This is a genomic window from Streptomyces sp. AJS327, from assembly GCF_013450295.1.
Taxonomy (GTDB): Bacteria; Actinomycetota; Actinomycetes; order Streptomycetales; family Streptomycetaceae; genus Streptomyces.
This window is the reverse complement of sequence record NZ_SKBR01000002.1, coordinates 1,459,002-1,479,016: the sequence shown is the minus strand read 5'-3', so window position 1 is coordinate 1,479,016 and position 20,015 is coordinate 1,459,002. Positions and strand designations below refer to the sequence as shown.

17 protein-coding genes are annotated in these 20,015 nt (G+C 73.9%); 11 read left to right on the top strand and 6 right to left on the bottom strand.

Features of this window, described 5'->3' with window-relative positions; all coding sequences use genetic code 11:
- The first annotated feature begins 136 nt into the window (after nucleotides 1-136).
- The 3 genes from E0L36_RS15965 to E0L36_RS15955 all read left to right on the top strand — a co-directional run bounded on the left by E0L36_RS15965 (nucleotide 137) and on the right by E0L36_RS15955 (nucleotide 2,776).
- Entirely contained in the window at nucleotides 137-1,516 is a 1,380-nt protein-coding gene (locus tag E0L36_RS15965; RefSeq protein WP_180929683.1) for a glutamate decarboxylase, read from the top strand.
- A 188-nt stretch (nucleotides 1,517-1,704) separates the two neighbouring features.
- The gene (locus tag E0L36_RS15960; protein WP_180929682.1) at nucleotides 1,705-2,037 is read left to right on the top strand and encodes a putative quinol monooxygenase; all 333 of its coding nucleotides are present in this window, start codon (nucleotides 1,705-1,707) and stop codon (nucleotides 2,035-2,037) included.
- Between the two features lie 91 nt (nucleotides 2,038-2,128).
- On the top strand, nucleotides 2,129-2,776 hold the full coding sequence (locus tag E0L36_RS15955; protein WP_180929681.1) for a bifunctional 2-polyprenyl-6-hydroxyphenol methylase/3-demethylubiquinol 3-O-methyltransferase UbiG: 648 nt from the start codon (nucleotides 2,129-2,131) through the stop codon (nucleotides 2,774-2,776).
- 72 nt (nucleotides 2,777-2,848) lie between these two features.
- On the opposite strand, the gene E0L36_RS15950 is transcribed toward E0L36_RS15955, so the two are convergent.
- Nucleotides 2,849-4,201: an MFS transporter gene (locus tag E0L36_RS15950; protein ID WP_258016178.1), complete on the bottom strand. Its 1,353-nt coding sequence runs from the start codon at nucleotides 4,199-4,201 to the stop codon at nucleotides 2,849-2,851.
- Nucleotides 4,202-4,301: 100 nt separating this feature from the next.
- Nucleotides 4,302-5,087: a DeoR/GlpR family DNA-binding transcription regulator gene (locus E0L36_RS15945; protein ID WP_180929680.1), complete on the bottom strand. Its 786-nt coding sequence runs from the start codon at nucleotides 5,085-5,087 to the stop codon at nucleotides 4,302-4,304.
- Nucleotides 5,088-5,215: 128 nt separating this feature from the next.
- Between E0L36_RS15945 and E0L36_RS15940 the strand changes: the two genes are divergently transcribed.
- The 5 genes from E0L36_RS15940 (at nucleotide 5,216) to E0L36_RS15920 (ending at nucleotide 10,761) form a co-directional block, all read left to right on the top strand.
- Nucleotides 5,216-5,887 carry an HAD family phosphatase gene (locus E0L36_RS15940; RefSeq protein ID WP_180929679.1) on the top strand — a complete coding sequence of 224 codons (672 nt, stop codon included), beginning with the start codon at nucleotides 5,216-5,218 and terminating at the stop codon, nucleotides 5,885-5,887.
- On the top strand, nucleotides 5,884-6,933 hold the full coding sequence (locus E0L36_RS15935) for a 2-hydroxyacid dehydrogenase (protein ID WP_180929678.1): 1,050 nt from the start codon (nucleotides 5,884-5,886) through the stop codon (nucleotides 6,931-6,933). Before E0L36_RS15940 ends, E0L36_RS15935 begins: the two co-directional genes overlap by 4 nt.
- Nucleotides 6,930-8,384, top strand: a complete 1,455-nt coding sequence (locus E0L36_RS15930; protein WP_180929677.1) for an FGGY-family carbohydrate kinase — start codon at nucleotides 6,930-6,932, stop codon at nucleotides 8,382-8,384. The genes E0L36_RS15935 and E0L36_RS15930 overlap by 4 nt, the downstream gene beginning before the upstream one ends.
- A gap of 83 nt (nucleotides 8,385-8,467) precedes the next feature.
- On the top strand, nucleotides 8,468-10,240 hold the full coding sequence (locus E0L36_RS15925; RefSeq protein ID WP_180929676.1) for a dihydroxyacetone kinase family protein: 1,773 nt from the start codon (nucleotides 8,468-8,470) through the stop codon (nucleotides 10,238-10,240).
- A gap of 11 nt (nucleotides 10,241-10,251) precedes the next feature.
- A complete protein-coding gene (locus E0L36_RS15920) occupies nucleotides 10,252-10,761 on the top strand; it encodes a ribose-5-phosphate isomerase (RefSeq protein ID WP_180929675.1) in 510 nt (169 codons plus the stop codon).
- Nucleotides 10,762-10,852: 91 nt separating this feature from the next.
- Here the strand turns inward: E0L36_RS15920 and E0L36_RS15915 are convergent, their stop codons facing one another.
- From E0L36_RS15915 to E0L36_RS15905, 3 genes are all read right to left on the bottom strand, one after another.
- On the bottom strand, nucleotides 10,853-12,448 hold the full coding sequence (locus tag E0L36_RS15915; RefSeq protein WP_180929674.1) for a PTS ascorbate transporter subunit IIC: 1,596 nt from the start codon (nucleotides 12,446-12,448) through the stop codon (nucleotides 10,853-10,855).
- A 101-nt stretch (nucleotides 12,449-12,549) separates the two neighbouring features.
- A complete protein-coding gene (locus E0L36_RS15910) occupies nucleotides 12,550-13,359 on the bottom strand; it encodes a PTS sugar transporter subunit IIA (protein ID WP_180929673.1) in 810 nt (269 codons plus the stop codon).
- 136 nt (nucleotides 13,360-13,495) lie between these two features.
- Nucleotides 13,496-14,941: a mycothione reductase gene (locus E0L36_RS15905; protein ID WP_180929672.1), complete on the bottom strand. Its 1,446-nt coding sequence runs from the start codon at nucleotides 14,939-14,941 to the stop codon at nucleotides 13,496-13,498.
- A 236-nt stretch (nucleotides 14,942-15,177) separates the two neighbouring features.
- Here E0L36_RS15905 and E0L36_RS15900 point away from each other — a divergent pair, with 236 nt between their 5' ends.
- The gene (locus tag E0L36_RS15900) at nucleotides 15,178-16,449 is read left to right on the top strand and encodes an APC family permease (protein ID WP_180929671.1); all 1,272 of its coding nucleotides are present in this window, start codon (nucleotides 15,178-15,180) and stop codon (nucleotides 16,447-16,449) included.
- Between the two features lie 191 nt (nucleotides 16,450-16,640).
- Here E0L36_RS15900 and E0L36_RS15895 read toward each other — a convergent pair whose 3' ends face one another.
- Nucleotides 16,641-18,125 (bottom strand): cytochrome P450, encoded by a 1,485-nt coding sequence (locus tag E0L36_RS15895; RefSeq protein WP_180929670.1) that lies wholly within the window; start codon nucleotides 18,123-18,125, stop codon nucleotides 16,641-16,643.
- 109 nt (nucleotides 18,126-18,234) lie between these two features.
- Here E0L36_RS15895 and E0L36_RS15890 point away from each other — a divergent pair, with 109 nt between their 5' ends.
- The gene (locus tag E0L36_RS15890) at nucleotides 18,235-18,861 is read left to right on the top strand and encodes a TetR/AcrR family transcriptional regulator (protein WP_180929669.1); all 627 of its coding nucleotides are present in this window, start codon (nucleotides 18,235-18,237) and stop codon (nucleotides 18,859-18,861) included.
- A gap of 145 nt (nucleotides 18,862-19,006) precedes the next feature.
- Nucleotides 19,007-19,963: an oxygenase MpaB family protein gene (locus E0L36_RS15885; protein ID WP_180929668.1), complete on the top strand. Its 957-nt coding sequence runs from the start codon at nucleotides 19,007-19,009 to the stop codon at nucleotides 19,961-19,963.
- Nucleotides 19,964-20,015 lie beyond the last annotated feature (52 nt).

Here is a 20,015-nt window from a genome sequence, read left to right as displayed (position 1 = left end):
GGCGGCGGAATTCCGCCGCCGAACACTGGCCTGGCTTTCCGGGAATCACCCCTTTGAGACGGCGGTGGCCCCCGGGACACCGGATTCCGGCTCCTACAGTGACCGCAGTACTCAGCCGCTGCGGAAAGGAACCGCCATGGCCGTCCACTACGTCCCGGCGAGCGAGGACGAGGAATTCGACGATTTCTACGCCATTCCCATCAGCGAGCAACGGCTGCCCAAGTACCGCGTTCCGGACGACCAGTCACCGCCGAGCGCGGTGTACAACCTGGTCCTCGACGAACTGGCCCTCGACGGGAACTCCTCGCAGAATCTCGCCACGTTCTGCACCACCTGGGCGGAGCGCGAGACCCACGACCTGATGGACGCCTGTCTGGCCAAGAACATGGTCGACAAGGACGAGTACCCGCTGACGGCCGAGATCGAGGCGCGCTGCGTGCACATGCTCGCCAGGCTCTGGCACTCCCCCGCCGACCAGAGCACGATGGGGTGCTCCACCACGGGTTCCAGCGAGGCCGCCATGCTGGGCGGACTGGCGCTCAAGTGGCGCTGGCGGCAGCGGCGGCGGGAGCGGGGACTGCCGTCGGACCGGCCCAACCTGGTGTGCGGGCCGGTCCAGGTGTGCTGGCAGAAGTTCGCCCGCTACTTCGACGTGGAACTGCGGGAGATTCCCCTGGAACCGGGCGCCAGCGGACTCCGCCCCCACCAACTCCCCGCCTATGTGGACGAGAACACCATCGGTGTCGTCGCCATTCTCGGTGTCACCTACACCTGTGAGTACGAACCGGTACGGGACATCGCCGCGCAACTCGACATCATCCAGCAGGACACCGGAATCGACGTCCCGATCCACGTGGACGCCGCGAGCGGCGGATTCGTCGCCCCCTTTCTCCACCCGGAAATCGTCTGGGACTTCTCCGTGGAACGGGTGGCCTCCATCAACGCCTCCGGGCACAAGTACGGAATGGCGCCACTGGGCGTCGGCTGGGTCATCTGGCGCACCGCCGATCTCCTCCCGGAGGACCTGGTGTTCCGGGTCGACTACCTGGGCGGTGAACTCCCCACGTTCGCGCTGAACTTCTCCCGCCCCGGCGGCCAGGTGGCCGCTCAGTACTACAACCTGCTGCGCTACGGCCACGAGGGCTACCGCCGGGTGCTCCACGCCGGCGCCGAGGCCGCGCGCGGACTGGCCGAGCAGGCGTCCCGGATCGGACCGCTCCGGATCCTCTACGACGGCCAGGGCGCGCTACCCGCCGTCGTCTGGACCCTGGACCACCCGGAGTCGGCCGGGTTCACCCTGTACGAACTCTCCGAGCGGCTGCACCAGCGGGGCTGGCAGGTTCCGGCCTATCCGCTGCCCCCGGACCGCCAGGACACCGTCATCCAGCGGGTGCTGGTCCGCCACGGCATCGGATACGACAAACTCGCCCTGCTGGGACGGGACGTGGAGACCGCGGTGCGGGAGCTGACGCACCGCGCCGACCGCCCCGGCCCGCGCAGCGGCTTCCACCACTGACGTCCCCCTCGGCGGCTCCCCCGGCGGGGGCGGCGCGGGCCAGCGGCGGGAGTCCCCCGGTGGCGGTGGTGCGCGACGGAGCGGACCACCCACGGTGGCCTAAAATCGCGGCGCCCGCCCCGGCCGCCGGGGCACGTTCCCGGCGGGCCCGGGGAACGGCCCCTACCAGCACGAACGGGAGGCCCCCGATGATCTTCATCACCGCCAAGTTCCGCGTCCGCCCCGAGTACGCGGAGGACTGGCCGCGCATCGCCGAGGACTTCACCCGCGCCACCCAGGGTGAGCCCGGCTGCCTCTGGTTCGAGTGGTCCAGGAGTCTCGCCGACCCGACCGAGTACGTACTGGTCGAGGCGTTCCGGGACAAGGCCGCCGGGGCCGCGCACGTCCAGTCCGAGCACTTCCTGGAGGCGCGGCGCACGCTGCCTCCGCACCTCGCCGAGACCCCCCGGGTGGTCAACGTCTCGGTGCCGCAGGGCGACTGGTCACTGCTGGGCGAGATGGCCGTCTCCGACGACGCCTGACCGTCCGCCACCGGACCCCGGAACGGCGGCCACCGGCCCGGCGCCCCGCCCTCCGGCTCCGGGCGCGCCGGGCCGGTGCCAGGATCACCCCATGCCGTTCGACCACAACGACCACTACCACCAGCTGCTGCTGCGGCAGGTCCCGCCCGGCTGCGCCCGGGCCCTCGACTGCGGCTGTGGCACCGGCCGCTTCGCCTGGCGGCTGGCCCGGACCGGGGTGCGGGTCGACGCGGTCGACGCCTCGGCGGAAGCCATCGCGGCGGCCCGCGCGGGGGGAACTCCCGCCGCCGGGGTCCCCGCGCCCCACTTCCGGCGGGCGGACCTGACGGAGACTGCGCTCCCCCCGGACCGGTACGACTTCGTCTCCTGTCTGGCCAGCCTGCACCACATGCCCCTCGGTACTCTCGGCGCGCTGCGCCGGACGCTCGCGCCCGGCGGGGTGCTGGTGGTGCTCGGCTGCTACGCCGAGCGCACCCCCACTGACCTGGCGTGGAGCCTCGCGGCGGCGCCGGTGAACGCCGTCGCGCGGCTCACGGTGGCGGCGCGCGAGGCGGTCCGACGCGCGGGCCCCGCCCCGGCGGCACGGGCACCGGTACACCCACCGGAGACCTCGCTGGCCGAGGTCCGGGCGGCCGCCGCCGCGTCGCTGCCGGGCTGCCGGATCCGGCGGCTGCTCTTCTGGCGCTATCTGCTGGTCTACCGGGACGGCCGCACCGCGAACCCGGTGGAACGGGGCTGACAGCGCGGTGGGCCGGGCCGATACGTCCGCACCCGACCCGGCCCACCGCGCGAAACCCTCCGCGCCCCTCGCTCAGCGCGCCGCGCTGGGCTCGGGCTCCGCCGCGGCGGCGGCACCCGTGGCGGGACGGGTCCCGCCACGGGTGCCGCCGTTCTCGCCGGGCAGCTTGAGGAAGAGCGTCAGCACCATCGCGACCAGGTACAGGCCGAGGAAGATGATGGTCACGCCACCGGCGCCGACCAGCGGGAGGAAGAGACTGGCGATGGCCGGGCCCACGAAGGTGGCGCCCCCGGCACCCAGGTTGAGCAGCGCCATGGAGCCGCCCTTGTTCTCCGGGGCCATCGAGGGGATGAGCGCCGAGATCGGGACGAAACCGGCCAGGGTGGCTCCGTAGAGCATCCCGGCCAGCACCGCGACCCAGTAGTAGTCGGGCCCGAGCGCGGTGGGGACGAAGTAGAGCACGGTCACGCTCACGGCACAGCCGAGGGCGCCGAAGGTGGCGATCGTCGTCCGCCAGCCGATCCTGTCGGAGAGCGCTCCGAAGATCAGGTTGAAGAAGATGTTGGTGCCGTAGATGATCGCCAGCAGCTGTAGCCACTTGTCGGTACCGAAGCCCACGTCGTCGGAGAAGATCCGGGGCAGGTAGACCAGCATGCCGAACTGCGGCGCGGTGTTGATGATCCGCACCAGGCAGCCCACCAGGACCCGGGGGTGGGTCCAGACGATGGAGACGCTGTTGTGCAGGCTCTCCCTGGTGGTCACCCCGGCGGGGGCCAGCCGGTCGCCACCGGGACGGTTCCGGGCGCCGAGCAGCGCGAAGGCGCCACCCGCGAAGATCAGCGCGAGCGCCGACCAGAGCGTGCCCAGCTCACCGATGACCGGGATGGTCATGCTGGACCACAGCGAGCCCAGCGTGGGCAGACCGCCGGTGAAGGCGAAGTAGAACCAGCCGACGGCGGTCCCGAGCCGGGCGGTGGGGGCCGTGTTGGTGATCCAGACCAGGAACCCGAAGGCGAACAGGGGATACCCGAAGCCCCGGATCCCGTACAGCACCAGCATCATCGGGTAGTTCTCGGCGCCGAGGGCCACCAGCAGGTACAGCACGTCGAAGACGGCCCAGATGGCCAGGCCGATCCACATCACCCGGCGGGGCCCCCAGACCTCCGCCAGGGCTCCGGAGAACCAGGACGCGAGCATCACGGCGACGCCGTAGACGGTGATCACGTAACCGGCACGCACGTCCGTCCCGGCGCCGTTGTCGGCCATGTACGGAGCGATGAACCCGCTCTCGACACCGTCGCCGATCATGAACAGCAGGACACCGATGTATCCGAAGAGAAGGGGTTTCGGTATCCCGACGCGGTCCAGCAGCCCTCCGGCTCCCATTCCCGGACCTGCCTGCGACTCCGCAGCACGTCCCGCCATCGCGGCCTCCGCTCTGAGGTGAAACACGTTGTGACACGCAGATACTCAGGCTAGCCGCGAGAAATATCAATAGCTGTGTTAAAGGTAACTGTCCATCCTGTTAAGAGCCGGTGGCCATCCGCACGTCGGTGCGCTTGCTCATCGCGGTCAGCAGCTCGTCGTCCACCGGACCGGTCAGCACGACGTGGTCGAAGGACTCCACCGGCTCCATCCGGTGCAGGGCGCTGCGCCCCACCTTGCTCTGGTCCATCAGCAGCACGCTCACCGCGCCCGCCTCCCGCATCGCCCGCTTCACGGCGACGATCTCCTGCTCCTGGTGGTAGGTCATGGCGGCGGTCATCGCCGAGGTGGAGAGCACCGTCACGTCGACCGAGAAGCCCGCGATCATCTCCAGCGCGGGCAGCCCGATCCAGGAGTCGTGGGTGCGGGAGTACTCCCCGCCGATGGAGATCAGCCGGATGTCCTCGACCCCGCGCAACTCCTCGGTGATCAGCCGGTAGTTGGTGACCACGGTCAGCGGCCCGACCCCGGGCAGCAGCCTGGCCAGCGCGAGCGCGGTGGTGGAGTCGTCGAGCATCACCGACATGCCGGGCGCCAGGAAGGAGACCGCCTCCTCCGCCAGCGCCGTCTTGGAGCGGGGATGGGCGTGCAGCCGGAAGTCCGAGCTGGACTCGAAGACGGTGGAGGGCTGCGCGGAGACACCGCCGTGGTACTTGCGCAGGATCCCCCGGTCGGCCAGCTCGGAGATGTCCCGGTGGACGGTCATCACGCTGACCCCCGTCAGCTCGGTCAACTCCGCGACACTGGCGTCACCCCGCTCCAGGACGTGATCGACGATCATCTGCTGTCGCTGCTGGCGCGTGGCGCGCGGTCCCTGAGCCGTCATGCGCCCCATCCTGCCCTGTACACCCCCGGTGGGGTAACGATGAACGGCAAGGAAATACCACCGCACCAGTGACAGATAACAGAGTGGATGTTAATTTGACGCTACCGCGACGTTAAGGAGTACCGGCCGTGGCCGATGCAGTGGTGTTTGACATGGACGGCGTGCTCGTGGAGAGCGAGCACCTCTGGGAGGAGCTGTGGACCACGTTCGCCGCGGCGCGCGGCGCCCGGTGGGGGCCGGAGCAGACCGGGAGCTGCCAGGGCATGAGCGCTCCCGAGTGGGCCACCTTCCTCACCGAGTTCGCGGGCGGCGGCGAGAGCGCCGAGGCCACCGAGCGCGAGGTGGTCGACGGCATGATCGCGGCGCTGGAGGGCGGGCGGATAGACCTGCTGGACGGGGCGCGCGAGATGGTCGCCGAGGCGGCGGCCCGCGGGCCGGTGGCCCTTGCCTCCTCCGCCCCACGGCGCGTCATCGACGCGGTGCTGATACGGCACTCCGTCGACCACCACTTCAAGGCGACCGTCTCCAGCGCCGAGGTCTCCCGGGGCAAGCCGAGCCCGGACGTCTACCTGGCCGCCGCCGAGCGGCTGGGCGTCCCGGCGACCGCGTGCCTGGCCGTCGAGGACTCCAGCAACGGCCTGCGCTCCGCCGCCGCGGCGGGGATGACCGTCATCGCGATCCCCAACCCGCAGTACCCGCCGGCCGAGGACGCCCTGGCCGGTGCCACCCACATCGCGACCGACCACGCGTCGGTCACCCGTTTCCTGGTGACTGAGCTGAAGAAAGGTGACCGGGCATGACCACGGTCCTGGCAGCGGGCGACGCGTTCGTCGCCCCCGAACTCTTCGTCGACGCGCTGCGTGAGGCGGCGCCCGAGCCGTCCGCGCTCACCTTCCGTACCCTGCGCGCGCCCTGGCCGATCGAGCCCTTCGGGCCGGTCGGCGGCGTGGACGAGGCCAGCGGCACCGAGGAGGAGCTGCTGGAGGCGCTGGGCGACGCGGAGATCGCCCTGACGCAGATGGCGCCGTTCAGCGCGAGAGTCATCCGGGAGGCCCCCAGGCTGCGGCTGATCAGCGTCTGCCGGGGCGGGCCGGTCAACGTCGACCTGGCGGCGGCCACCGAGGAGGGGGTCACCGTCTCCTACGCGCCGGGCCGGAACGCCGCCGCCGCCGCGGAGTTCGCGGTCGGGCTGATGCTCGCGGCGCTGCGCCGTATCCCGTCCTCCGACGCGGAGCTGCGGAACGGCACCTGGCGCGGCGACTACTACACCTACGAGAACGCCGGGCTGGAGCTGGAAGGCGCGGTCGCCGGGCTCGTCGGTTACGGCGCGATCGGCTCGATCGTCGCCCGGGTGCTGCGCGCCTTCGGCGCGACGGTGCTGGTCTCCGACCCGTACACCGACCCGGCCCGGGCGGCGGCGGACGGGGTGGAGCTGGTCGCGCTGGACGAACTGCTCCGCCGCAGTTCGGTCGTCAGCCTCCACGCCCGGCTGACGCCCGAGACCCGCCACCTGCTCAACGCGGACAACCTGCGGTTGCTGCCCAGGGGCGCGGTGCTCGTCAACTCGGCCCGCGGCGGGCTGCTCGACTACGCCCCGCTGCCCGCGCTGCTGGACTCCGGTGACCTGGGCGCGCTGGCGCTCGACGTGTACGACGTCGAGCCGCCGCCCGCCGACTGGCCGCTGCACGGCGCCCCGAACGTGATCACCACCCCGCACCTGGCCGGGGCGACCCGGCAGACCGCGCACCGCGCCGCCGCGATCAGCGCGGGCGAGGCCGCCCGGTTCCTGCGGGGCGAGCGGCTTCGGTTCGTCGCCAACCCGGCCGTGGAGGGTCCCGCGTCATGATCGTCGGGGTGGACGTCGGGACGTCGGTCACCAAGGCCCAGCTGATCGCCCGGGATGGGCGCACCACTCCCGCGCACGAGGCGCGCAGCACCGTCTACACCCTGCCTGGCAATCGCGTGGAACAGGACCTGGACGAGGTGCTCGGCACCGTCGTCACGGTCGTGCGGGCCGCCGTCGCCGACGCCGAACTGCTCGGCGACGGCGAGCCGGTGGAGGCCCTGGCCCTCACCGGCCAGGGCGACGGGCTCTGGCTCCGCGACGCGGACGGCCGGGGCGTCGGGCGGGCGCTGTCCTGGATGGACGGGCGTGCCGCGGACGTGCTGGAGGGCTGGAGCACCGACGGGGTGGCCGGGCGGGTGCACCAGCGCACCGGAGCCGGGATGTTCCCCGGTTCCGCCGGCCCGCTCCTCGCGCACCTCGCCGCGCACGAGCCGGAGCGGCTGGAGCGGGCCGCGGTCGCGGGGTACTGCGTGGACGCCATCGTGCAGCGCCTCACCGGCGAGATCACGGTGGACGCCTCGGACGCCTCGCAGCCCTTCCTCGACGTGGCCGCCCGCACCTACGACGAGGAGGCGCTGGACCTCTGCGGACTGGCGCGGCACCGGCGGCTGCTCGCCGAGCCCACCGCGCCCGGTACCGTCCTGCGGCTGCTGCCGGAGGCCGCGGCCGAGCTGGGGCTCCCGGCCGGACTGCCGGTCAGCGCCGGCCCGTTCGACATCCCGGCCTGCGGTTTCGGCTCCGGGCTGAGCGCCCCGGGCGAGGGCAACCTGATCATCGGCACCACCCTGGCCTGTCAGGTGCTGAGTGACGAGCCGGTGCCCGCGGCGGGGGACGAGCCCGCCGGGATGCTGCTCGCCACCCCCTACGAGCGGCGCTATCTGAAGGTCATGCCCGCCATGATCGGCACCGCCGGGCTGGACTGGCTGCTGCGGATCCTGGATGTGCGGATCGTCGAGCTGGACGCGCTGCTCGCCCAGTCCCCGCACGGGGCGGGCGGCGCCTCCGCGCTGCCGTTCCTCTCCGCGAGCGGGGAGCGCGCGCCGTTCGTCGACGCGCGGGCGCGCGGCCGGCTGGACGGTCTGTCCCCGCTGACCACCCGGGCCGACCTGGTCCGGGCGCTATGCGAGTCGGTCGCGTACTCGGCCCGGCACTGCATGGAGACGCTGGGGGTGTCCGGCACCGTCACCGCCTGTGGTGGCGGGGCGCGCTCCGGCGAGTGGGCGCGGATCTTCGCCAGCGTGCTCGGCGCCGATCTGCTGGTCACCGACGACGCGGTGGGCATCCGGGGCGCGGCCCGGGTCGCCTGGGACGCGTTGGGGACGCCGGTGGACGAGGAGCGCTGGAGCGCCCACCGGCGCACCGTCACCGCCGATCCGGCGGCCGCCGAGTTCTACGAGCGGGGCTACGCCGCGTACCTGCGCACCCTCGCCACGGCCCGCGCCGCCTGGTGAGCGGCCGCGATGGCCCGGCCCCGAGCACACCCGCCGTCCCCCGGTAGCGCCGGGACCGCCAGGGAAAACGACAGGAGCACGACATGACCAGGCTGTTCAACGACCCGGCCCGGTTCGCCGACGACATGGTCGCCGGATTCGCGGCGGCCCACCCGGAGCACGTCCGTCCCGTGCACGGCGGGGTGGTCCGGGCCGAGCGTCCGCGCTCCGGCAAGGTCGCCGTCCTCACCTGCGGCGGCTCCGGCCACTACCCCGCCTTCTGCGGTGTGGTGGGCCCGGGGTTCGCCGACGGCTCGGTGATCGGCAACGTCTTCACCTCACCCTCCGCCGCGCAGGCGCACTCCGTCGCCAGCGCGGCGGAGACCGGCGGCGGCGTGCTGTTCCTCTTCGGCAACTACGCCGGGGACGTGATGAACTTCGGGCTCGCCGCCCGGCGCCTCAACGACGAGGGTGTCCCGGCCCGCTGCTTCGCCGTCACCGACGACGTAGCCAGCGCCCCCGCCGACGACGTCGCGCGGCGGCGGGGCATCGCGGGCGGCTTCACGGTGTACAAGACCGCCTCGGCCGCCGCCGAGGAGGGCCGCTCGCTGGACGAGGTGGCGCGGGTCGCCGAGCACACCAACGCCCGCACCCGCACCCTCGGGGTCGCCTTCGCGGGCTGCACGCTGCCCGGACAGCGCGAACCGCTGTTCACCGTCGAGCCCGGAAAGCTCGGGCTCGGCCTCGGCATACACGGCGAACCGGGCGTCAGCGAGAGCGCGTTGGGCACCGCCGAGGAGGTGGCGCACACCCTCGTCGAGGGGCTGCTGGCCGACCGCCCGGCGGAGGCCACCGGCGACCGGGTCGCCGTCCTGCTGAACGGGCTGGGCTCCACCAAGTACGAGGAGCTGTACGTGCTGTGGGGCACGGTCGCCCGGCTGCTGGACGAGGCCGGGCTGACGCCGGTCCGCCCCGAGGTGGGCGAACTCGTCACCAGCCTCGACATGGCGGGCTGTTCGCTCACCCTGACCTGGCTGGACGAGGAGCTGGAGCGGCTCTGGCTGGCCCCCGCCGACACCCCCGCCTTCCGGCGCGGCACCCCGCCCGCCACCGGGAACGGCCCGGCCGCGGCCGCGTCGGCCGCCGCTGCCGCACCGGCCCCGGCCCCGGCCACCACCGTCCCGGCGGCGCGCGCGGCGGCCGCCCGGGCCACGGGAGCCGGAGCCGACACCGCCGCGCTGGCGGTGCGCGCGCTGCGCGCCGCGCGCACCGTGCTGCACGAGCAGGCGGACGCGCTGGGGCGGCTGGACGCGGTCGCCGGGGACGGCGACCACGGGCGCGGCATGGTCAAGGGGGTGGACGCCGCGCTGGCCGCCGCCGAGCGCGCGCACGCCCGGGGCGACGCCCCGGCCGGGCTGCTCGCCGAGGCGGGAGACGCCTGGGCCGCCGACGCGGGCGGCACCTCGGGGGCGCTGTGGGGCGCGGGCCTGCGGGCCCTGGGCTCGGTGCTTCCGGCCGAACGGGCGCCGGAGGCGGGCGAGTTGTCCGGTGCCGCCGAGGCCGCGCTCGCCGCCGTGGTCTCCCTCGGCAGGGCCGAGCCCGGGGACAAGACCCTTGTCGACGCGCTCCAGCCGTTCGTCAGCACCTTCGGTGAGCGGCTCGCCTCCCCCGCCGGGCCGCTCGCCGCGTTCACCGCGGCCGCCGCCGAGGCGGAGCGGGCGGCGCGGGACACCGCCGCGCTCACCCCACGGCTGGGCCGCGCCCGGCCGCTGGCGGAGCGCAGCGTCGGCACGCCCGACCCCGGCGCGGTGTCCCTCGCCATGACGCTCGACGCCGTCGCCACGGCGTTCACCGGCCGCACCAGCGACACCGTCTGAAAGGAACCACCATGCCCCCCGAGACAGCCGGAGCCAGCGCGGCCGGCGAGACCGCCGCGCGCCCCCTGCGGATCGTCGTCGGCTGTGACGACGCCGGGCTGGAGTACAAGAACGCGCTGGCCGCGGACCTCCGGGCGGACGCCCGGGTCGCCGGCGTCACCGACGTGGGCGTGGGCTCCGACGAGCACACCGCCTACCCGCACGTGGCCGTCGAGGCCGCCCGCCGGGTCGCGAACGGCGAGGCCGACCGGGCGGTGCTGATCTGCGGCACCGGGCTCGGCATGGCGATCAGCGCGAACAAGGTGCCGGGCGTCCGCGCCGTCACCGCGCACGACAGCTACTCCGTGCGCCGGTCGATACTCAGCAACAACGCCCAGGCGCTCTGCCTCGGTCAGCGCGTGATCGGTCTCGAACTCGCCCGGACCCTGGTGGACGAGTGGCTGGACCAGCGCTTCGACGAGGGTTCCGCCTCGGCCGAGAAGGTCGCCGCGATCGGCTCGTACGAACTCCGGTCCCGCTGAACACCGGCCACGGGCCCCGGGAGGATCCCCGGAGACCACGGGGGAGGCACCGCGCTCGGCGCGGTGCCTCCCCCGTGTCCGGGCCGGTCGTTCAGCGGGCGGGGGGCGGCGGCGGGGTGGGGGCGCCGGGGGGCGGCGGCACCCGGGAGGCCGTCGAGGGACGCGCCGGGCCCGTCGTCTCCGTGGCGCCGGAGGCCGTGTCCACGCCGCCGGACGGCACGTCCGCGGGCTCGCGGGGCAGGACGGCGTCCCGGCGGGCTCCCGGGTCCCAGCCGGTCTCCACCACGCGCTTCTGCACCACGATCGCGCCGGCCAGGATCGCGGCACCGATCAGCAGCATCAGCACCACGCCACCGGCTCCGCCCAGCTTCGCCGCGTTGCCGACCAGCGTGCCGAACCAGCCGAAGTCCGCGTCGCCGAAGGTGGTGTTCTCCCCGCCGAAGGTGCCGAGCACCTTCAGCAGCAGCGCCGGGAGCATCGTGATCAGTACGCCGTTGAGGAAGGCGCCGAGCACCGCGCCCCTCCGGCCGCCGGTCGCGTTGCCGAAGACCCCGGCGGCGCCACCGGTGAAGAAGTGCGGTACGAGACCGGGCAGGACCAGAGCGAGCCCGAAGGCGGGCTCGAAGATGAGGGCGAGCAGCCCGAGGCTGACGAGACCGCCGACGAAGCTGGAGAGGAAGCCGACGAGCACCGCGTTCTGCGCGTACGGGAAGACGATGGGGGCGTCCAGCGAGGGGACGGCGCCGGGCACCACCCGCTCCGCGATGCCCTGGAAGGCGGGGACCAGCTCACCGAGGATGGTCCGGACGCCGAAGAGGATCACCGCCACCGCGATGCCGAACTGGAGACCCTGCATCAGCGACTGCATGAGGTAGTTGCCGACGTCCGTGGCCGCCTCGGCGTCCCCGATGGCGAACGCCCTGAACGCGGTCTCCTTCCCGGCCTTGCCGAGGTAGAGCACCGCCATCACCAGGTAGATCAGCACCATGGACAGCGCGGTCGCGACCATCGAGTCCCGCAGGAACCGCAGGCCCTCGGGGAGCTTCATGTCCTCGGTGCTGCGGCTGCGCTTGCCCACCAGCTGCCCGGTGGCCCCGGCCAGGACGTAGCCCGCGGTGCCGAAGTGGCCGATGGCCACGCTGTTGTTGCCGGTGATCCGCTTCGTCCAGGGGTGGGCGAAGGCGGGCATGGACACCAGCATGATCGCCATCAGCACCCCGCCGACCAGCACCACCGGTACCGAGGTGAGCCCCGCGATGGCGAGCACCATGGTGAGCAGCGTCGCCATGAAGAGCATGTGGTGCCCGGTCAGGAAGACGTACCGGAGTGGGGTGAAGCGGGCGAGCAGCAGGGCGAGCGCGAACCCGAGGATCATCAGCCAGGCGACCCGGGCGCCGAACTGCTCCTGGGCGATACCGACGATCGCCTCGTTGGTGGGGATCACCCCGTGCGCCCCCGCGGTTCCCTGGATCATCTCGCCGAGCGGCCCGAGCGAACTGACCACGAGCGAGGCTCCGGCCCCGATCAGCAGGAAGCCCAGGGTGGCCTTGATGGCGCCACCGACGATCTGGCCGACGGACTTGCGCAGCGCGATCAGTCCGGCGGCCGTGATGAAGCCGATCAGGTAGGCGGGTTCGCTGAGGATCTCGTTGACCAGGAACTCCGCGATGGCCACCAGCCAGTTCATGGCCTCCCCTTTCCGTGCTCAGATGTGGCGGGCCGGGTCGGCCCGTGCCCGGTGCGCGCGGGTGGCGCGACCGGGTTCGGCGGCTCGGGCGTCGTGGCGCCTCAGACGTCGTAGGTGTCGCGCAGGACGCCGTCCACCTCGGTGGCGCTGGTGAAGTCGCCGACGACCCGCACCGGGATCCCGACGTCGCCCAGCGCCTTGGCGATCTCCTCCGAGGTGAGGATCGCCACGGCCTCACGGGCCTTGCCCCGGGCCGAGATGGTGTCCGTGGCCTCCACCGTGACGTGGCGGGACCAGCCCCACCGGTCGAGCACCTGCTCCAGGGTGTTCTTCAGGAACAGGCTGGTGCCCAGGCCGTTGCCGCAGACGGTGAGGATCGTGTGGGTGGCGCCCGCGCCGCTCGCTCCCGCGTCGGCCGGGGCGTCCCGCGCCGCCTGCTCGGTGGGGCTCGCGGCGGCGGTAGCCTCCCCGGAGAGGATGCGGTGCACGGCCTCCGGGGTGGCCGCCTCGCGCAGCGCCCGGTCGGTGGCCGGGTCGTTCAGCAGCCGCGCGAGCGCCACCATGGCCGACTGGTGGGCGGCCGAGTCCTGCGCGGCGAGCGCTACGACCAGGGTGACCGGGTCGTTCGCCTCGTGGCCGAAGGCCACCGGCTCGGCCAGCCGGACCCAGGACATCCCGGTGTGCAGCACGGCGGGTGAGGGACGGGCGTGGGCGAACGCGAGACCGGGCGCGACCACGATGTAGGGGCCGTTCCGCTCGACGTTCTCCACCATCTCGTCGGTGTAGCGGGCGGTGGTGGTGCCCGTCTCCGTCAGCAGGTCGCCGGAGGCCCGGATGGCGTCCCGCCAGTTCGCGACCGGGACGTCCAGCCGGACGGCATCCACGGGGAGGAGTTCGCTCAACGTCGCCATACCGGCATCCTTGCACGCCAGGCGGCGGATGACGGCCCCGGAGGAGAGAAACGGAATACGGTGGTCCGCCGTGCGGTCCCCGCTCTTTCCAGCCGGCGCGGCACCCTCGCGCGGGTCAGCGGCGGCCGGGGCGGAGTCAGCCGGGGCGGGCGGGCAGGTCCAGCTTGAGGAGCGCGTTCTCCACCAGTTCGGGGAGCGCCGGGTGGATCCAGTACTGCCCCCGGGCGAGGTCACGGACGTCCTGACCGAAGTGCATGGCCTGGATGAGCGGCTGGAGGAGCGAGGACGCCTCCGGGCCCATGATGTGCGCGCCCAGCAGCCGCCCGGTGGCCGGGTCCGCGAGCAGCTTGGCGAATCCGGAGGTGTCCTCCATGGCCCAGCCGTAGGCGATGTCCGCGTACCGCTGGACGGCGACGGCGCAGGCCAGGCCCTCGCGTAGCGCCTGCTGTTCGGTCAGCCCGACCGAGGCGACCTGCGGTGTGGTGAACACGGCGTGCGGGACGAAGCGGTGGTCGGACTCGACGGGCGCCTCCGGGTGCAGCAGGTTGTGCGCGACGACCCGGGCCTCGTGGTTGGCGACGTGCTTCAGCCAGTAGGTGGAGCTGACGTCGCCCAGCGCCCACACCCCCGCCACCGAGGTGGCCTGGGTGGCGTCCACGCTGATCCGGCCGTCTCCGGTGAGGTCCAGGCCACCGGCCTCCGCGTCGACCAGGTCGCTGTTGGGCACCCGGCCGACCGCGAGCAGCAGCGCCTCGGCCTCCAGCGTCTCCTCGCCGTCCGGCCCGCTCACCCGCAGCCGGGTCAGCTCGCCGTCCCGCTCGACGGAGACCGCCTCGCGGTTGAGCCGTACGTCCCAGCGCTCGGCGGCGAGCGCGGTGAACCGCTCGCAGACGTCCCGGTCCTCCCGGCGCAGCAGGCAGTCCGAGCGGTTGACCAGGGTGACGCGGACGCCCAGTCCGGAGAGGACGTGCGCGAACTCCAGGCCGACCGATCCGGCGCCCAGGATGATCACGCGTGGCGGGAGGGTGTCCAGCCGCATCACGGTGTCGCTGGTGAGGTAGCCGCTGCCCGGCAGCCCGGGCAGGTCGGGGACGGCGGGACGGCTCCCGGCGGCGACCACCACCCGGTCCGCGGTGAAGGTCGTGGAACCGCCGCCGGTGTCCGCGCCGCGCTCGCCCGACTCGTGCGGCGCCTCCAGGTCGACGGTGATCTCACGGACCCCGGTGAAGCGGCCCGTCCCCCGGTACACGGTGATGTGCCGGGAGCGGGCCCGGCTGCGCTCGCTCCGGGCGCCGAGCGGGTCGATCCGGTCGAAGATCCGGTCCCGGATCTCCCGCCAGCGCACGCCCCGCGACTCCAGGTCGACGCCGAGCCGGGCGCCCCGCTCCGGCGCCTCGGCCACCTCCGCGGTGTGGGTGAGCATCTTCGTCGGGATGCAGCCGACGTTCAGGCAGGTGCCGCCGAACGAGCCGATCGGGCCGACGCCCTTCTCCACGAAGGCGATGTCCCAGTCGGCGAACCGCTGGTCGATCATGGAGTTACCGGAACCGGAGCCGATCACGGCGAGATCGAAGTGGCGCATCGCCCCATCCTGCGTCGCTCCCCGACCGAACGCGAGGGGGCGTGCGTGGACTCCTTCCGGCGAGCGCCCCACCCGGCAACCGGCTCCCCTCCCGCACGGCGCCGGTTCCCCTCCGCCCGCGGGGCTCCTCGCTCCGCTACCGTGCGCCCGGTACTCACGACCGCTGACGACCGCTGACGGCTGCTGACGGCTGACGGCCACTGACGGCTGCTGACAACCAACTCGGAGGGAGCGCGATGCGCGGGAGACGGCCCCCGGCGGAGGACGCGATGCGGCGGCGCCTCGGAGTGCCCGACGCCGTGGTGATCGGCCTGGGCTCCATGATCGGGGCCGGGATCTTCGCCGCGCTCGGGCCGGCGGCCACCGCCGCGGGCTCCGGACTGCCGCTGGCGCTCGCCCTGGCCGCGTTGGTCGCCTACTGCAACGCGACCTCCTCCGCCCGGCTGGCCGCCCGCTACCCCCGGTCCGGTGGGACCTACGTCTACGGCCGCGAACGGCTGGGCGACTTCTGGGGTTACCTCGCGGGCTGGGCCTTCGTGGTGGGCAAGACCGCCTCCTGCGCGGCGATGGCGCTGACCGTCGGCGCCTACGCCTGGCCGGAGCACGCGCACGCGGTCGCGGTGGCCGCGGTGCTGGCGCTGACGGCGGTCAGCTACGTGGGGGTGCGGAAGTCCGCGCTGGTCACGCGCGTCCTCGTGGCGGCCGTGCTGGCCGTGCTCGGCACCGTGGTGGTCACCGCCCTGACCTCGGGGGAGGCCGACGCCACGCGGCTGGGTGGTGGCTCCGGCCCGACCGTCGGCGGCGTGCTTCAGGCGGCGGGCCTGCTGTTCTTCGCCTTCGCCGGGTACGCCCGCGTCGCCACCCTCGGGGAGGAGGTCCGCGACCCGGAGCGCACCATCCCCCGGGCCATCCCGATCGCGCTCGGCGGCACGCTGCTCGTCTACGTCCTCGTCGCCACCGCCGCCTCGACGGTGCTGGGCCCCGAGCGGCTGGCGGACGCCACCGCGCCGCTGGCGGACGCCGCCCGCGCCACGGGCGCCGACTGGCTGGTCCCGGTCGTGCGCGGGGGCGCCGTCGCCGCCTCGCTCGGCTCGCTGCTGGCGCTGCTCCTCGGGGTGTCCCGGACGGCACTGGCCATGGCCCGGGACCGTCACCTGCCGCGCGCGCTGGCCGCCGTGCACCCCCGTTTCGACGTTCCCCACCGCGCCGAACTGCTGGTCGGCGCGGTGGTGGCGGTGCTCGCCGCGACCGGCGACCTCCGCGGCGCGATCGGCTTCTCGTCCTTCGGTGTCCTGGTCTACTACGCCGTGGCCAACGTCTCGGCCTGGACTCTGACCCGCGACGAGGGGCGGCCGAACCGCGCGATCCCGGTCGTGGGCGTGGTCGGCTGTGGCGTCCTCGCGCTGGCGCTGCCGCTGAACGCGGTCGTCTCCGGCGCCGCCGTGCTCGCCCTGGGGGCGGCCGTCCACGCCCTGCGCGGGGTCCGGACCGGCCGCTCCCGCCGCTGACCGGGCCTACCCGCCCGCCGGGGCCCACCGCGGCCCGCCGTCGGGACGGTGCGGCGCGCGCCCCGGCACACGGTGCCCGGCCACGATCGGCTACGCGCCGGACCGGCGGCGGACCGATCCGGATACGGCCAGCCGCCAGCGGGCCAGCGCGGTTCCGCGTACCCGGAACCGTCCGGGCGTCGGCTCTCCGGTCAGCTCGGCGGGGAGGGGCGGCGGGCCAACCGGAGGGTGAGGCCCTGCGGCATCAGGGTCAGCCGCTCCGAGACCCGTAGCCGGTACCCGGGGTCGGGTATCAGCTCGTAGCGGCGCAGCAGCAGGCCCAGCACCAGGGTGGCCTCGTGGAGCGCGAACTGCCTGCCGATGCAGGCGCGGGCGCCGGTGCCGAACGGTTTGAAGACGTGCGGGGGCCGGGCGCGCACCGCCTGTGGGGCGAAGCGGTCCGGGTCGAAGGTCTCCGGTTCGGGTCCCCAGGCGGCCGGGTCGCGGTGCAGCATCAGCGCGAGGACGAGGGCCCAGGCGCCGCGCCGCATGGGGTGTCCGGCGAGGGTGGTGTCGTGCACCGCCTCCCGCGCGAAGGCGGGCGCGGTGGGCCAGAGCCGGAGGGACTCGTCGAGCACGCGGCGCAGGTAACGGGCCTTGGCCACCTGCTCGTACGTGGGTTCCGCGGCGCCCGCCCAGACCCGGTCGACCTCCTCGCGGGCGCGCGCCAGCACGGCGGGGTGGCGGGAGAGGTAGTGGAGGGCGAAGGAGAGCGCCCCCGAGGTGGTCTCGTGTCCGGCGATCAGGAAGGTGATGACCTGGCGGCGGATGTTCTCCGGGGTGAGCCGCTCCCCGGTCTCGGGGTGGGCGGTCTCCAGCATCAGGTCGAGCAGGTCGCCCTGGCCGCCGCTGCCGTCTCCGGCGAGGCGGCCCTCGATGACCTGGTCGACGGTGCGGTTGAGGTAGGCGATGTCGGCGGCGTTCCGTCCCTCCCGGCCGCGCAGCAGCGTGGAGTTGACCAGCGGCGGCACGACGTTGCGGCGCTGCGCGTGGGCGAGGGTGCCGACCATCGCGGTGACGAAGGGGTGCGGGCGGGGGCGGGCGAAGGAGTCGAAGTCGTGTCCGAAGCCGGTGCGGGCGATGGTCTCCAGCGTCAGCTTGGTCATGTCGGCGGGGACGTCGACCGGGGCCCCCGCGCGCTCCCGCGCGTCCCAGTGGTCGGTCAGCCGCCGGGCGACGTCCAGCATCAGCGGGTGGTATCCGGCCATCGCGGCGCGGCTGAAGCCGGGGGCCAGCACGTCGTGCGCCAACTGCCAGTTGGGCTCGTGGTTGTAGGCGGTGAACAGCCCGTCCCCGGCGACCGGGCGGAGGTTGGCCACTCCCAGCCCGACGTGCTTGGCGAACCGGCTCTCGTCGGCCAGCTCCGCGACGAGGTCGGCGCCCCAGACGAAGACGATCTCCTTGCCGAAGCCCCCGCGCCGGAAGATCGGCCCGAGCCGCCGGGCCATGCCCATGGACCCCTGGATCGGGGTGCGGACTCCGGCGCCCCACACGTCGCCGAGGAGCGGCAGCCGGTAGGGCGGACGCGGGATGCGGCGCAGTTCGGGCCAGCCCTGCTCGGCGCTGCGGAACCCCTTGGGCAGCGGGGCGCGGTCGGCGCCGCCCGGGGGTACGGCAGCCCGCGTGGTGCCTGTCATGTCGCGTGGCCCGCCTCTCCGTCGAAGCAGTGAAGCTGTTGGACATCGGTTCAATAGCGGTCGCCAGTGTGTGCCGCTTGTTGAATTCACGTCAAGTAAGCTGCCCGCCATGGCCGGGAAGCAGGGTGGGGGCACCACCCCCGGGGGACAGACCCGCCGCAGGCTCAGCACCGCGGAGCGTCGTGAGCAACTGCTCTCCGCCGGGGCCGAGTTGTTCGCGCGGAGCCCCTACGAGGAGGTCTGGATCGAGCGGGTGGCGGAGATCGCGGGGGTCTCGCGCGGCCTGCTGTACCACTACTTCCCCACCAAACGGGACTTCTTCGCGGCCGTCGTCGAGCGCGAGAGCGGGCGGATGCTGCGGCTGACCGCGGCGGTCCCCGGTGTGCCGGTACGCGAGCAGGTCCAGCGGGGGCTGGGCACCTTCCTCGCCTACGTCCGGGAGCACGCGCACGGCTTCCGGGCCTTCCACAGCGCCGAGGCGGCGGGCGACCCGGCGGTGCGGCGGGTGTACCGGGAGGCGCTCGCCGCCCAGGAGCGGCAGATCGTGGAGGCGCTCGCCGCCGACCCGGAGGCCGCCCACGTCACCCGGGACCCGCCGACCCTGCGGCTCGCGGTGCGGGGCTGGCTCGCCTTCCTGTTCTCGGTCTGCGTGGAGTGGCTGGACGAGCCCGGCCTCCCGCTGGAGGAGGTGCGGGACCTGTGCGCCCGGGCCCTGCTCGGCGCGGTCGCCCCGTAGCCAGGGAGCTGTCCAGTCGCCCTACGATGGGCCGAACTCCGGTGCGCGCGGGGGTGGTTGGCGGGGGCGACCAGGGTCCGTTGACGGGCGTCGGCGGACCGGCCTACGTTGACGCCGCGCCCCGGTGACCTGAGGAGGTGTCCCGATGACCGGTCCGGAACGGCCACGCCCCGGCGGCGAGCCGCGGCCGCTCGGCCCCACCTCGCTCACCTGGCGCTACTTCGGGGACTGGCGGGGCGTGCTGCTCGCCCCCTGGGCCGGTGCCCTCCAGAACATGCACCCGGGGCTGGGCGCCGGGGTGCTGGAGCACTCCACCTTCTTCGAGGAGCGCTGGGAGCGGTTGCTGCGCTCGCTCTACCCGATCGGCGGCGTCGTCTACGACGGGCCGCGGGCCGTCCGCACCGCCCGTGAGGTCCGCGGCTACCACGACACCGTCCGGGGGGTCGACGCCCGGGGCCGCCCGTACCACGCGCTGGACCCGGACACCTTCTACTGGGCCCACGCCACGTTCTTCGTCCTCACGCTGCTGGTCGCCGACCGTTTCGGCCCGGGGCTGAGCGAGGCGCGGAAGCGCCAGCTGTTCGACGAGCACGTCCAGTGGTGGCGGCTGTACGGCATGAGCATGCGCCCCGTCCCCGGGAGTTGGCCCGCGTTCCAGGAGTACTGGGACCGGATGGCGGCCGAGGTCCTGGAGGACACGGTCGCCGCCCGGCGGGTGCTGGACATCGGGGAGCTGGCGAAGCCGCCCGCCCTGCGCCGGGTTCCCGGCCCGCTGTGGCGCGCGGTGCGCGCGCCGCTGGCGCGCTTCACCGTCTGGTACACCGTCGGGCTGTTCCCCCCGGCCGCGCGGGAACGGCTCGGCTACCGCTGGACGCGGCGGGACGAGCGCTGGCTGCGCCGGTTCGGGCGGCTGGTGCACTGGAGTTGGCGGCTGGTGCCGCCGAAGCGCCGCTACCACCCGCGCGCCCGCGCGGGCTGGGAGCGCGAGCGCGGCGCGCGCGAGGCGACCGCGCCGGCGGTGGAGACACCCGAGCGGAACCTGCCGCGCGGGGCGGAGCGGGAGGCGCCGCGGCACTACTCCCCGCGCCTCCCCCGAGACTGAACTCGCCCTCCCCACAGGTCACTTGGTCGCTACGGCACGGCCGACGGCCCGC